A 12,873-nucleotide genomic window follows, 5' to 3' on the forward strand; every position below is an offset into this window, starting at 1 on the left:
TAAAAAGTCAATCGCCGCGATCAACTTTTTTTAAAGCCGGTCAGTGACTTATTTCGCGTCGGGCTCGGTAACGAAGCCGATCTTGCGCACGCCGGCTTCCCGCGCCTTGGACATCGCCTTGGCCACGCGCTCGTAGCGCACTTCCTTGTCGCCGCGGATGTGCAGTTCGGGCTGCGGATCCTTGGCGGCCTCGGCGGCGAGGCGGGCGGGCAGTTCGGCGTCGTCGATCTTCTGCTCGTTCCAGTAGTAGCTGCCGTCGGCCGTGATGCTGAACAGGATGTTCTGCGGCTTGGGCTGCTCGGGTTCGCTGGTGGCGCGGGGCAGGTCGATGTTGACTGCGTGCTTCATCACCGGCACCGTGATGATGAAGATGATCAGCAGCACCAGCATGACGTCGACCAGCGGCGTCATGTTGATCTCGTTCATCACCTCATCGGGCTCGTCCTGGGTTCCGAAAGCCATGATCTCAGCCCTTCTTGAGCGGAACCACGATGGCGTCGCCGCCACCGCTTTGCACGCGCGCGCCCGTCACGAAGTAGGCGTGCAGGTCATGGGCGAAGCTGTTGAGCTTGGTGAGAACAAACTTGTTGCCGCGCACCAGCGCGTTGTAGCCCAGCACCGCCGGAATGGCCACCGCAAGGCCCAGCGCCGTCATGATCAGTGCTTCGCCGATCGGGCCCGCCACCTTGTCGATGGTGGCCTGGCCGGCCGTACTGATGCTCATGAGCGCGTGGTAGATGCCCCAGACGGTGCCGAACAGGCCGATGAACGGTGCCGTCGAACCGACCGACGCCAGGATGGCGAGGCCCGTCTGAAGGCGCGCGGTGAACGCATCGATGCCGTTGCGCAGCGCGCGCGTGATCCAGTCGCTGACATCCAGTGCATCGTGAAGGTGGGCTTTGGTGTTGCGATGGTGCGCGGCCGCTTCGCGGCCTTCGAGTGCCAGGGCGCGGAACGGGTTGCTGTCGTCCTTGCCGAGCTTGTTGAGCGCGGTTGCGAAGTCTTCGCTATGCCAGAAGTCCTGCGAATGCTTGGCAAGGCGCTTGTATTTGATGACGTCGAGCGCCTTGATGATGATCACGATCCACGACGCAAGCGACATGCCGATCAACAGCAGCGCGACGGCCTTGGTGACGAAATCGCCCTGGTTCCAGACGTTCATCAAGCCGAATTGGGAATCCATACGAAGTTGCTCCAGAGAAAGATTAGTTCAGTTTGAATGAGAAGGGAGCCCGCAGCAGGTAGGTGGTCTGTGCGTTGCCTCCTGTTTGCCTGAAGGGCGTGACCTGGGCGGTGCGGGCGGCGCTGAGCGCCGCTTCGTCGAGCCGCTCGAATCCGCTGGACTTGAAGAGCTCGACGCGCTTGGCAAAGCCTTCGCTGTCGAAATAGATCGAGACCACAGTGGTGCCCGACTCGCCCAGGCGCCTGCTCATGCTGGGATACACGAGCTTGGGTTCGCGGACGTAGCGCGTCTGCCCTTCCGAGATTTCGATCGTCCGTGGTGCAGGCGGCGCCGGCGGCGGAGCGGGGGGCGCGGGCGGCGTGGGAGCGGGAGCTTCCGCAACGGGCGCGGGCGGCGGAGGCTCGGGCACGCCGACCGGCGCGCTGGGCGCGGGTGTGGGCTTCGGCTCGCGGATGGCCACCGGCCGCGGCGGCGGCTTGACCGCTTCGGGCTTGCGCTGCGGAGGCGGCGGCGGTGGAGGAGGAGGCGGCGGTTCGGCCGGCTTGGGCGGCTCGACGAACTGGCTCAGGATTTCAACGGGGATCACCACTTCGGCAGCGCGGCGCAGCAGGCCGCTTTGCAGCGCCCACAGCGCGGCTGCATGAAACAGGATCACGCCCCCGGCAATGAGTGCATTGCGCGAGAGGCCCAGTACGGAGGGGGGAGGGGCAAAGCGGTCAGACACGATCAACCAATTCGAATGCGGGCACCCACGGAGCGTGCCTCGATTGCAGCAAAACCGCTACGACTACTGTTTACTTACGAAAGATCCACCAGACCGAGCCTGCAACGAGGATCAGGCTGCCGCCGAGTGCCGAGAAGAGTTCCATGCCTTGCTTTCCGAGATGGAGGTGGCAAGCTGGATCGCACTCGTTCCCGATTCGCGGTTCAACGCGGCGACCGGGTGGGAGGCGCTGCACTGCGCGACGATATCGCGCGCACAGCCTTCACACTGGCCACACTGGGTGGCCACGCCAAGTTCGAATTGGACTTCGTCGAAAGTCATGCCCGCCCGCACGTGACGTGCGATTTCGCGGTCGGAGACTCGGCGGCAGACGCAAACGATCATGGTGGTGAAAGCGGCAGTGGCTGGCTGGTTAGGGTTCGGCCGATTATAAATACGAATCCCTCGCATTTTCAATAACTATCCCTCAAAGAAGTCTTCGGTATTCGTTGGGAAAAAGTAGCATTTTCGCAACACGAGAATCTAAGTGCGAATGATTCAGACTACCTTCGCCCTACACTCCAGCCAAATTTCGGCGAGCCACCACCGGTGAAGCACCGGCCCAGCCAGCCATTCAAACCAGCCGTTTGGCTTTTCGGGAGGTTCTCTTGTCCAATGCTGCCCGTCGGCGCGCTCGTGCGCCGCATCCCATGTCTTGCACGCCTGCGGCGACCGGCGTGCCGCGCGAAGCAGCGATGCTGCCTTTCGGCGCATTGATGCTGGCCGCCTCTGTCAGCAGTTGGGCGCAGACGCCTGAAGCGCCGGTGCAGGGCGGCACGCTTGGAACCGTGACGGTGACCGAGCAGGCCGAAGTCCAGGGCAAGGACCAGGTCCAGACCAGGAAGACCAACATCGGCAAGGGAACGCAGGACATCCGCGACATTCCGCAGTCGATCAACGTCATCACCGAAAAGCTGATCGACGACGTCAAGCTCGACACGCTGAAGGACGCTTTGCACTATTCGGCGGGCATCACCTTTGCCGCGACCGAGAACGGCACCGACCAGGACATCCGGCTGCGCGGCTTCCCGATCGCCAGCACCGGCGACCTGATGATCGACGGCATGCGCGACCCCTCGCAGTACGACCGCGACACCTTCAACCTCGACCGCGTCGAAGTGATGCGCGGCTCGGCCTCCATGCTCTTCGGCCGCGGCTCCACGGGCGGCGTCGTGAACCAGGTGAGCAAGAGGCCGCTGCTGGCCGACCAGACCGACGTCGTGGGTACGCTGGGCAGTGGCGGCTACTTTCGCACCACCGCCGATTTCAACGTGCGCACCGGCGAGACCTCGGCACTGCGCATCAACGCGATGTACAACAAGGCCGACAACGGCGGCGCGAAGATCGACAAGTACGGCATCGCACCCTCGTACAGCTGGGGCCTGGGGACCGCGGACGAATTCACCGTGGGCCTGTTCCACCTGAAGAACAACAACGTGCCGATGTCGGCCGTGCGCTACGTCAACGGCAGCCTGGCGCCGGTCAAGCCCGGCAACTTCTACGGCACCTCGGCGGACTTCGTCGACGGCGAGGCGAACTACGTGCACGGCGCATGGAAGCACAGGTTCGCCAATGGCGGCGAACTGCGCACCCAGTTGCGCAGCGGCGTGTTCGAGCGGGCGCAATGGAGCACGGCGGTGGGCGCCTGCGGCGCGCTTCCCACGGCGGCTGGAACCTGCCCGGCCGGCACCCGGGCGGTCACGGCGCTCGATCCGTCGACCTTCCTCACGCGCAGCAGCCTCACGCCACGCAAGGACCGCTACAAGGGCACCTATGCGCAGAGCGACTACAGCCTGGCCTTCGATGCGCTCGGCGTGAAGCATGAGCTGCTGGCCGGCATCGATGCCTCGAAGGAGGAGGCCGTTCGCTTCCAGAACAACGGCAGCACGCTCGGCATCCGTCCGCCCACGCGCGTCGGTACACCCGACGACGGAGCCGGCCTGGTCGGCACCGGCCTGTCGCCGCAATGGCGCAATTCGAGCAACTACGACGCGAAGGCCTACGGCCTCTACGTGCAGGACCTGGTCCAGGTCGCGCCGCACTGGAAGGTGCTCGGCGGCATTCGCTACGACAGCTTCAAGGGCGACTTCGAGCAGCTGAACTACCGCACCGGCGCAGTGAGCAGCACGCCGCTGAGCGTCACCAGCACGCACCTGTCGAACTCGCCGTGGAGCTACCGCGGCGGCGTGATGTACCAGCCCTCCGATTCCCAGTCGTATTACGTGTCGTACGGCACCTCGTTCAACACCTCGGCCGACACCTACCAGTACGTCACGCCGCAGAACGCCAACACGCCGCCCGAGAAGAGCCGCAATCTCGAAGTGGGTGCCAAGCTCGACTGGCTGGACGGCGCGCTCTCCACGCGCGGCGCGATTTTCCGCACCGAGAAGTACAACGAGCGCACCACCGATGCCGACTTTGCCGGCTCGGCCTACACGCTCTCGGGCAAGCGGCATACCGCAGGCGTCGAGCTCGACGTGGTCGGCCGCCTGGGCCGGCAGTGGGAGGTCTACGCTTCGTACACCTGGATGCCGGTCGCCAAGATCGACCAGGCCGGCAGCGCGGCTGCGGCGCAGGCCTCGGTCGGCCAGCGCGTGGGTCTCACGCCCAAGCAGTCGGGTGCGGTCTGGGTCAGCTACCAGGCAACGCCGAAGCTGCGCATCGCGTTGGGCGCGCATGGCGCGACCGAGAACCGGCCGCTGACGGGCACCACCGGCGCCGCGTCGGCGACCGCCCGCGTGCCGGGCTATGTCGTGGCCGATGCAATGCTCGAATACAAGTTCACGCCGGACGTGTACGCGCAGATCAACATCAACAACCTCAGCAACAAGGCCTACGGCGATCAGCTGTATCCGGGCTTTGCCATCCTGGGCGCCAAGCGCCAGGTGCTCGGCACGGTCGGCGTGCGCTTCTGATCGGACTATCCTCGGGGCCATGCTGCTGCACATCAAACAGGTGCTCACCTCCGAGGAGCTGCGCGAGGCCCGCGGGATCCTCGCCGACGCCCCCTGGGGCGACGGCCGGATCACCGCCGGCAGCCAGTCGGCGCATGCGAAGAACAACGAACAGTTGAGGGAAGACTGCGAAGAAACCCGCGCGCTGCAGCAACTGCTGCTGCGCGGCCTGGAGCGGCACCAGCTTTTCTTCTCGGCCGCGCTGCCCAAGCAGATTTCGCCGCCGCTGTTCAACCGCTACGGCGGTGCGTCCAACAGCTTCGGCAACCATGTGGACAGTGCCGTCCGTTTCCTGCGCGACGGCTCGGGCCGGGTGCGCACCGACATCTCCTGCACCCTGTTCCTGGCCGAGCCCGACGAATACGACGGCGGTGAACTCGTGATCGAGGACACCTTCGGCGTGCAGCGCGTCAAGCTGCCGGCCGGAGACATGGTGCTGTATCCAGGCACCAGTGTTCACCGGGTGCTGCCGGTGACGCGGGGCTACCGCACCGCGAGCTATTTCTGGATCCAGAGCATGGTGCGCAGCGACGAGCAGCGCCGCCTGCTGTTCGAGATGGACAACCACCTGCGCCATCTTCGCAGCCAATATGGCGAGACCGATTCCGGCGTTATCGGCCTCACGAGCACGTACCACAACCTGCTGCGCATGTGGCTCGACGTCTGAGCCGCGGCGCGGCGCCTGCAACGCCAGGAGATCATTCATGAACAAGTCGCTTCTTTTCACCGCCGCCGCCACCGCGGTCCTCTGGGCTGCGCCGGCCTCCGCCCAGTTCGTCGATCACGACGCGGTCAAGTGCGCGCCGGTTCCCAAGGCGGAGATGCGCCCGCAGATGGAGCTGCAGCGCAAGCTGACCAGCGAAGGCTGGAAGGTTCGCCAGGTCAAGAACTTCAATGGCTGCTACGAGGTCTACGGCTTCGACGAGAAGGGCCAGCGCACCGAGGCCTTCTTCGATCCCAAGACCTTCGAGAAGGTAGGGCAGGTGAAGCAGCCGTCCTGAGGAAGCGCGCGGTGCGTGCGGTTCCCGGGCGTCCGCCGGTGCAGGTCTGGGCGCTTTGGCTGCGCGCGACGCATTGGGCGCTGGTCGCAGCCATTGCCGCGGCATGGTTCAGCGGCGAGGCGTTGCTGCGGCTGCATGAACTGGCGGGCTACGCGGCGCTGGCTCTGGTGGCCGGCCGCTGCATCGGCGGCTGGCGGGGCGGGCGCCATGCGAGGTTCCGGCAGTTCGTCCGGTCTCCCGCGCAGGTGCGGCGCTACGCGGCCGAGGTGCTGGCCCGGCGCGAAAGGCGCTATCTGGGCCACAACCCGCTGGGCGGCTGGATGGCCGTAGCCCTGCTTGCCACGGTGGCGGCGGTGGGCGTCACGGGCTGGATGTACTCGCTCGACGTGTTCTGGGGATTGGCCTGGGTGGAGTGGCTCCACCGCAGCCTGGCCTGGACGCTGGTGGCACTGATTGCCCTGCATCTGGCCGGTGTTGCCTTCACGAGCTGGCGGCACCGGGAAAACCTGGCGGCCGCCATGCTCAGCGGGCACAAGCGCCCGCCGGAGCCGGGCGACGTCGATTGAGAACTACGTCGCTCCGGCCTTGCCGGATCAGCTGATCTCGCCCATCTGCGATTGCAGATAGTTCTGCACGCCGACCTTGTCGATCAGATCGATCTGGGTTTCGAGGAAGTCGATGTGTTCTTCCGTGTCGTCCAGGATCTCCTGCAGCAGGTCGCGCGAAACGTAGTCGCGCACCGTCTCGCAGTAGGCGATGCCGTCCTTGATGGTGGCTTGCGCACCGGTTTCGGCGCCCAGATCGCAGCTCAGCAGTTCGGGCACGTCCTCGCCGATGTTCAGCTTGCCCAGGTCCTGCAGGTTCGGCAGGCCGTCGAGCATGAAGATGCGGTCCATCAGCTTGTCGGCGTGCTTCATTTCGCCGATCGATTCCTCGTATTCCTTCTTGGCCAGCTTGTCCAGGCCCCAGTGCTTGAGCATGCGGTAGTGCAGGAAGTACTGGTTGATGGCAGTGAGCTCGTTCTTGAGCTGCGCCTGCAGATGTTCGATGACCTTGGGGTCGCCCTTCATGTTCTTTTCCTTGTTCTGAAAGCACCGATTGTGAAAGGGGCGGGCGAGCCCTTGCAAGCAATCCCATGCTGAACCGGTCTGCATGCGTGTGATGGTGATACACGTTCGTATTGCGGCCTGCCGAACAACAGCGTGGAGCCGATCGCAAACATAGCAAGCTCCAATACTTTCAATAGCCCATAACTATTGAAAATATGAGATTGGTAGTTATACTCATGGCTCGCACTTATTTTTGTCCACCTGCAGCATCCAAGGAATCACCATGTCCCTGATCAACACCCAAGTCCAACCCTTCAAGACCCAGGCCTACCTCAACGGCAAGTTCATCGATGTGTCCGACGAGACGCTCAAGGGCAAATGGTCCGTGCTGATCTTCATGCCCGCAGCCTTCACCTTCAACTGCCCGACCGAAGTCGAAGACGCGGCCGACAACTACCCCGAGTTCCAGAAGCTGGGTGCCGAGGTCTACATCGTGACCACCGACACGCACTTCTCGCACAAGGTCTGGCACGACACGTCGCCGGCCGTCGGCAAGGCCAAGTTCCCCCTGGTGGGCGACCCCACCCACACGCTGACCAACGCTTTCGGTGTGCACATCCCTGAAGAAGGCCTGGCACTGCGCGGCACCTTCGTGATCAATCCGGAAGGCATCATCAAGACCGCCGAAGTGCACTCCAACGAGATCGCCCGCGACGTCAAGGAAACCCTGCGCAAGCTGAAGGCAGCGGTCTACACCGCCGCCCACCCGAACGAAGTCTGCCCGGCCAAGTGGAACGAAGGCGACAAGACCATCGCGCCGTCGTTCGACCTCGTCGGCAAGATCTAAGCGCCCCCGCGCGAAAGCCCGGGCGCTCACGCGGCCCCGGGCTTTTTTGTCCCCAGTTGATAGTTTTCAGTTATCGAAAGAGAGTCCGTCATGCTCGACGCCAGCACCAAAGCCCAATTGAAGAGTTACCTCGAACGCGCCACGCAGCCGATCGAGATCGTCGCCTCGCTCGACGACAGCAAGGCCTCGGGCGAAATGCTGTCGCTGCTGAAGGACGTCGCCGAAGCGTCGCCGCTGGTCAAGCTGACCGAAAGCCGCGACGACAACCATCGCAAGCCCTCTTTCTCGGTCAATCGCCCGAGCGAGAACCACGGCCCGCGTTTTGCCGGCCTGCCGATGGGCCATGAATTCACCTCGCTGATCCTCGCACTGCTGCAGATCGGCGGCTATCCCCCGAAGGTCGAGCAGGCGGTGCTCGACCAGATCCGCGCGCTCGACGGTGACTTCGAGTTCGAGATCTACGTTTCGCTCACCTGCCACAACTGCCCCGATGTGGTCCAGGCCCTGAACCTGATGGCCATCCAGAACCCGCGTATCCGCACCACCATGATCGAGGGCGGCACCTTCCAGGAAGAGGTCAAGGAACGCCAGGTGATGGCCGTGCCCACCGTGTTCCTGAACGGCACCGAGTTCGGCCAGGGCCGCATGAGCCTGGAAGAGATCCTCGCGAAGATCGACACCAGCGGCGTCGAGCGCGAAGCGAAGAAGATCGCCGCCAAGGACCCGTTCGACGTGCTGATCGTCGGCGGCGGCCCGGCCGGCGCGGCGGCGGCCGTGTATGCGGCGCGCAAGGGCATCCGCACGGGCGTGGCATCGGAGCGCTTCGGCGGCCAGGTGCTCGACACGCTGGGCATCGAGAACTTCATCTCGATCAAGGAAACCGAAGGACCGAAGTTCGCCCATGCACTCGAAGAGCATGTGCGCGACTACGACGTCGACATCATGAACCTGCAGCGCGCCAAGGCGCTGGTTCCGGGCAAGGACCTGATCGAGGTGCAACTGGAGAGCGGCGCTTCGCTCAAGAGCAAATCGATCATCATCTCGACCGGCGCGCGCTGGCGCAACATCAACGTGCCGGGCGAGCACGAGTTCAAGAACAAGGGCGTGGCCTACTGCCCGCACTGCGACGGCCCGCTGTTCAAGGGCAAGCGCGTGGCGGTGATCGGCGGCGGCAATTCGGGCGTCGAAGCGGCCATCGACCTGGCCGGCATCGTCGGCCATGTCACGCTGATCGAGTTCGACACGCAGCTGCGCGCCGACGCCGTGCTGCAGCGCAAGCTCAAGAGCCTGAAGAACGTCGACGTGTTCACCAACGCGCAGACCACCGAGATCACCGGCGACCAGAAGGTCAACGGCCTGGTCTACAAGGACCGCGCGACGGGCGAGCTGAAGAAGGTCGAACTCGAAGGCGTGTTCATCCAGATCGGCCTGGTGCCCAACACCGACTGGCTCAAGGGCGTGGTCGAGCTGACCAAGCACGGCGAGATCGTGGTCGACGCCAGGGGCCAGACCTCGGTACCGGGCGTGTTTGCCGCGGGCGACGTGACGACCGTGCCGTTCAAGCAGATCATCATCGCGGCCGGCGACGGCGCGAAGGCCGCGCTCGGCGCCTTCGATCACCTGATCCGGACCTCGGCCCCGGCCGAGCAGGCGGCTCAGTAAACCAGCCGCTCCGGCTTCAGCTCCTGCAGGATGGTGGTGGCGATCTCCTCGATCGACTTGGTGGTCGTGGAGAGCCACCGGATGCCGGCGCGGCGCATCATGGCCTCGGCTTCGCTCACCTCGTTGCGGCAGTTCTCGAGGCTGGCGTAGCGCGAATCCGGCCGGCGCTCGTTGCGGATCTGGCTCAGGCGCTCGGGCTGGATGGTGAGGCCGAAGATCTTCTTGCGGTGCGGCATCAGCGCCGGCGGCAATTGCTTGCGCTCGAAGTCTTCCGGAATCAGCGGATAGTTGGCCGCCTTCAGGCCGTGCTGCATTGCCAGGTAGAGCGAAGTCGGCGTCTTGCCGCTGCGGCTCACGCCCACCAGGATCACGTCGGCGCCTTCGAGGTCCCGGTTGCTCTGGCCGTCGTCGTGGGCCAGGCTGAAATCGATGGCCGCAATGCGGGCGTCGTATTCCTTGCTCTTGCTGACGTCGCTGAAGCGGCCGATGCGGTGGTTCGACTTCACCGCCAGCTCGATCTCCAGCGGCCGCACGAAGGTGCCGAACATGTCGAGCAGCATGCCCTTGCAGCCGGTTTCGATCACCTCCAGCACTTCCATGTTCGCGAGCGTCGTGAAGACGATGGGGCGCACACCTTCCAGTTCGGCCGTGTGGTTGATCTGCCGCACCGCCTGGTGCGCCTTGTCGACCGTGTCGGTGAACGGCAGCCGCACGTGGCGCGGCTTCATCTCGAATTGGGCCAGCACGGCGTTACCGAATGTTTCGGCGGTGATGCCGGTGCCGTCGGAAATGAAGAAAACGGTGCGTGTGTGCATGGTGTTGCTCTTGCGGCCTTGTCCTGCGGCGCGTGCAATCTCGCCACGCCTACAATCCGGGCCATTATCGGGAATCCGCCTTCCCACCCCCAATTCTTTCCATGCACGCCGCGCCCGCACCCAAAGCAACGACAACGATCGTGCCGCGCCGTCTGCATGCAGCACCGGTTTCAACTTCTGGAGCTTTCCCATGTCTGCACTTTTCGACGCGACCGCCCTGGTCGTACCGTTTGAAAACCTGAGGATGACCGACGTCGAGTCGGTCGGCGGCAAGAACGCCAGCCTCGGCGAAATGATCTCGCAATTGCCGCAGGGCGTGCGGGTGCCCACGGGCTTCGCGACCACGGCGCATGCGTTCCGCCAGTTCCTGGCCCACGACGGCCTGGCCGACAAGATCAGCAAGCGGCTCGCCGCCCTGGACACCGAAGACGTGCGGGCGCTGGCCGTGGCCGGCGCCGAGATCCGCGCGATGGTCGAGGCCCAGCCCTTTCCGGCCGACCTGCAGAAAGCCATTGCCGAGGCGTTCGCGAAGCTGAGCGCCGGCAACCCCGCGGCCTCGTTCGCCGTGCGCTCCTCGGCCACGGCCGAAGACCTGCCCGACGCCTCCTTCGCGGGCCAGCAGGAAACCTTCCTGAACGTGGTCGGCATCGACGACGTGCTGCACAAGATGAAGGAAGTCTTTGCTTCCCTCTACAACGACCGCGCCATCAGCTACCGCGTGCACAAGGGCTTCGCGCACGACGTGGTGGCGCTCTCGGCGGGCGTGCAGCGCATGGTCCGCTCGGACCTTGGCGCGGCCGGCGTGATGTTCACCATCGACACCGAGTCGGGCTTCGAGGACGTGGTGTTCATCACCTCGAGCTACGGCCTCGGTGAAACGGTGGTGCAGGGCGCCGTGAACCCCGACGAGTTCTACGTTCACAAGCCCACGCTGCGCGCCGGCAAGAAGGCCGTGATCCGCCGCAACCTGGGCTCCAAGCTGATCCAGATGGAGTTCGCCACGCCCGAGGAGAAAAAGGCCACCGGCAAGCTGGTGAAGACCACCGACGTCAAGACCGAGCAGCGCAACCGCTATTCGCTGAGCGACGCGGACGTCGAGCAGCTCGCCAGGTACGCGCTCGTGATCGAAGAACACTATGGCCGCCCGATGGACATCGAGTGGGGCAAGGACGGCACCGACGGCCAGCTCTACATCCTGCAGGCGCGCCCTGAAACCGTGAAGAGCCAGCAGCAGGGCAAGGCCGAGCAGCGCTACAAGCTGCTGGGCAAGGGGGCGGTGCTCGCCGAAGGCCGTGCCATCGGGCAGAAGATCGGTACCGGCCCCGTGCGGCTCGTGCACAACATCAGCGAAATGGACAAGGTCCAGGCCGGCGACGTGCTCGTCACCGACATGACCGACCCCAACTGGGAACCGGTGATGAAGCGCGCCGCCGCCATCGTCACCAACCGCGGCGGGCGCACCTGCCACGCGGCCATCATTGCGCGCGAGCTCGGCATTCCAGCCGTGGTCGGCTGCGGCGACGCCACCGACCTGCTGAAGGACGGCACGCTCGTGACCGTGAGCTGCGCCGAGGGCGACACCGGCTTCATCTACGACGGCCTGCTCGAAACCGAGGTGACCGAAGTGCAGCGCGGCGTGATGCCCGAGATCGACATCCAGCTGATGATGAACGTCGGCAACCCGCAGCTGGCCTTCGACTTCGCGCAGCTGCCGAACCACGGCGTGGGCCTGGCCCGCCTCGAGTTCATCATCAACAACAACATCGGCGTGCATCCGAAGGCGATCCTCGACTATCCGAACGTCGACAACGACCTGAAGAAGGCCGTTGAATCCGTGGCCCGCGGCCATGCCTCGCCGCGCGCCTTCTATGTCGACAAGGTGGCCGAAGGCATCGCGACCATCGCTGCGGCCTTCTGGCCCAAGAAGGTGATCGTCCGCCTGTCGGACTTCAAGTCGAACGAATACCGCAAGCTGATCGGCGGCAGCCGCTACGAGCCGGAAGAAGAAAACCCGATGCTCGGCTTCCGCGGCGCCGCGCGCTACCTGAGCAAGGATTTCGGCGAGGCCTTTGCCATGGAATGCGAGGCACTCAAGCGCGTGCGCAACGACATGGGCCTCGTCAACGTGCAGATCATGGTGCCCTTCGTGCGCACGCTGGGCCAGGCCGAACGCGTCACCACGCTGCTTGGCGAACATGGCCTCAAGCGCGGCGAGAACGAGCTCAAGCTGATCATGATGTGCGAGGTGCCGAGCAACGCCATCCTGCCGGAAGAGTTCCTGAAGTACTTCGACGGCTTCTCGATCGGCTCGAACGACCTGACCCAGCTCACGCTCGGCCTGGACCGCGATTCGGGGCTCGAACTGCTGGCCGCCGACTTCGACGAGCGCGACCCGGCCATCAAGGCGCTGCTGAGCCGCGTCATCAAGGCCTGCAAGGCCGAGGGCAAGTACGTCGGCATCTGCGGCCAGGGCCCCAGCGACCACCCGGACTTCGCGCTCTGGCTGGCGGAGCAGGGCATCGAGTCGATTTCGCTCAATCCGGACAGCGTCATCGACACCTGGCAGCAGCTCGCCAAGCGCTGACAGGGAGGAGGGCGG

General features: G+C 64.7%; 13 protein-coding genes. 7 read left to right on the plus strand and 6 right to left on the minus strand.

What is annotated here, in order from left to right; all coding sequences use genetic code 11:
- Positions 1-48 precede the first annotated feature (48 nt).
- From ACAM58_RS09250 to ACAM58_RS09265, 4 genes are all read right to left on the minus strand, one after another.
- On the minus strand, positions 49-462 hold the full coding sequence (locus ACAM58_RS09250; RefSeq protein WP_012746946.1) for a biopolymer transporter ExbD: 414 nt from the start codon (positions 460-462) through the stop codon (positions 49-51).
- A gap of 4 nt (positions 463-466) precedes the next feature.
- Positions 467-1,183: a MotA/TolQ/ExbB proton channel family protein gene (locus ACAM58_RS09255; protein WP_012746947.1), complete on the minus strand. Its 717-nt coding sequence runs from the start codon at positions 1,181-1,183 to the stop codon at positions 467-469.
- A 22-nt stretch (positions 1,184-1,205) separates the two neighbouring features.
- On the minus strand, positions 1,206-1,907 hold the full coding sequence (locus ACAM58_RS09260) for an energy transducer TonB (protein ID WP_012746948.1): 702 nt from the start codon (positions 1,905-1,907) through the stop codon (positions 1,206-1,208).
- Between the two features lie 111 nt (positions 1,908-2,018).
- Positions 2,019-2,291, minus strand: a complete 273-nt coding sequence (locus ACAM58_RS09265; protein ID WP_018903007.1) for a bacterioferritin-associated ferredoxin — start codon at positions 2,289-2,291, stop codon at positions 2,019-2,021.
- Between the two features lie 305 nt (positions 2,292-2,596).
- Between ACAM58_RS09265 and ACAM58_RS09270 the strand changes: the two genes are divergently transcribed.
- From ACAM58_RS09270 to ACAM58_RS09285, 4 genes are read left to right on the plus strand one after another with little or no spacing between them, the layout of a single operon-like run.
- Positions 2,597-4,861, plus strand: a complete 2,265-nt coding sequence (locus tag ACAM58_RS09270; RefSeq protein WP_369664343.1) for a TonB-dependent receptor — start codon at positions 2,597-2,599, stop codon at positions 4,859-4,861.
- Positions 4,862-4,880: 19 nt separating this feature from the next.
- The gene (locus tag ACAM58_RS09275) at positions 4,881-5,567 is read left to right on the plus strand and encodes a Fe2+-dependent dioxygenase (protein ID WP_018903005.1); all 687 of its coding nucleotides are present in this window, start codon (positions 4,881-4,883) and stop codon (positions 5,565-5,567) included.
- A gap of 37 nt (positions 5,568-5,604) precedes the next feature.
- The gene (locus ACAM58_RS09280; RefSeq protein ID WP_369664344.1) at positions 5,605-5,901 is read left to right on the plus strand and encodes a PepSY domain-containing protein; all 297 of its coding nucleotides are present in this window, start codon (positions 5,605-5,607) and stop codon (positions 5,899-5,901) included.
- A gap of 11 nt (positions 5,902-5,912) precedes the next feature.
- The gene (locus ACAM58_RS09285; RefSeq protein ID WP_369664345.1) at positions 5,913-6,467 is read left to right on the plus strand and encodes a cytochrome b/b6 domain-containing protein; all 555 of its coding nucleotides are present in this window, start codon (positions 5,913-5,915) and stop codon (positions 6,465-6,467) included.
- Between the two features lie 27 nt (positions 6,468-6,494).
- On the opposite strand, the gene bfr is transcribed toward ACAM58_RS09285, so the two are convergent.
- Positions 6,495-6,971: a bacterioferritin gene (bfr, locus tag ACAM58_RS09290; RefSeq protein ID WP_012746953.1), complete on the minus strand. Its 477-nt coding sequence runs from the start codon at positions 6,969-6,971 to the stop codon at positions 6,495-6,497.
- Positions 6,972-7,233: 262 nt separating this feature from the next.
- Here bfr and ahpC point away from each other — a divergent pair, with 262 nt between their 5' ends.
- Complete coding sequence (gene ahpC, locus ACAM58_RS09295) at positions 7,234-7,797, plus strand: alkyl hydroperoxide reductase subunit C (protein ID WP_007830764.1); 564 nt, start codon at positions 7,234-7,236, stop codon at positions 7,795-7,797.
- A gap of 90 nt (positions 7,798-7,887) precedes the next feature.
- Complete coding sequence (gene ahpF, locus ACAM58_RS09300; protein ID WP_012746954.1) at positions 7,888-9,459, plus strand: alkyl hydroperoxide reductase subunit F; 1,572 nt, start codon at positions 7,888-7,890, stop codon at positions 9,457-9,459.
- Here ahpF and ACAM58_RS09305 read toward each other — a convergent pair.
- Positions 9,453-10,274, minus strand: a complete 822-nt coding sequence (locus ACAM58_RS09305) for a pyruvate, water dikinase regulatory protein (RefSeq protein WP_012746955.1) — start codon at positions 10,272-10,274, stop codon at positions 9,453-9,455. The genes ahpF and ACAM58_RS09305 overlap by 7 nt on opposite strands.
- A 190-nt stretch (positions 10,275-10,464) precedes the next feature.
- On the opposite strand from ACAM58_RS09305, the gene ppsA reads away from it, so the two are divergent.
- Positions 10,465-12,858 carry a phosphoenolpyruvate synthase gene (gene ppsA / locus ACAM58_RS09310; protein ID WP_307594102.1) on the plus strand — a complete coding sequence of 798 codons (2,394 nt, stop codon included), beginning with the start codon at positions 10,465-10,467 and terminating at the stop codon, positions 12,856-12,858.
- The last annotated feature ends 15 nt before the right edge of the window (positions 12,859-12,873 follow it).

The sequence above is a fragment of the Variovorax sp. V116 genome, from assembly GCF_041154435.1.
GTDB lineage: Bacteria > Pseudomonadota > Gammaproteobacteria > Burkholderiales > Burkholderiaceae_C > Variovorax > Variovorax paradoxus.

Bases quoted from the DNA above. Each gene is read 5' to 3' on its own strand.
- ACAM58_RS09305 (WP_012746955.1), bottom strand. From the start codon at position 10,274: ATGCACACACGCACCGTTTTCTTCATTTCCGACGGCACCGGCATCACC.
- ACAM58_RS09250 (WP_012746946.1), bottom strand. From the start codon at position 462: ATGGCTTTCGGAACCCAGGACGAGCCCGATGAGGTGATGAACGAGATC.
- ACAM58_RS09255 (WP_012746947.1), bottom strand. From the start codon at position 1,183: ATGGATTCCCAATTCGGCTTGATGAACGTCTGGAACCAGGGCGATTTC.
- ACAM58_RS09270 (WP_369664343.1), top strand. From the start codon at position 2,597: ATGTCTTGCACGCCTGCGGCGACCGGCGTGCCGCGCGAAGCAGCGATG.
- ppsA (WP_307594102.1), top strand. From the start codon at position 10,465: ATGTCTGCACTTTTCGACGCGACCGCCCTGGTCGTACCGTTTGAAAAC.
- ahpC (WP_007830764.1), top strand. From the start codon at position 7,234: ATGTCCCTGATCAACACCCAAGTCCAACCCTTCAAGACCCAGGCCTAC.
- bfr (WP_012746953.1), bottom strand. From the start codon at position 6,971: ATGAAGGGCGACCCCAAGGTCATCGAACATCTGCAGGCGCAGCTCAAG.
- ACAM58_RS09280 (WP_369664344.1), top strand. From the start codon at position 5,605: ATGAACAAGTCGCTTCTTTTCACCGCCGCCGCCACCGCGGTCCTCTGG.
- ACAM58_RS09275 (WP_018903005.1), top strand. From the start codon at position 4,881: ATGCTGCTGCACATCAAACAGGTGCTCACCTCCGAGGAGCTGCGCGAG.
- ahpF (WP_012746954.1), top strand. From the start codon at position 7,888: ATGCTCGACGCCAGCACCAAAGCCCAATTGAAGAGTTACCTCGAACGC.
- ACAM58_RS09265 (WP_018903007.1), bottom strand. From the start codon at position 2,291: ATGATCGTTTGCGTCTGCCGCCGAGTCTCCGACCGCGAAATCGCACGT.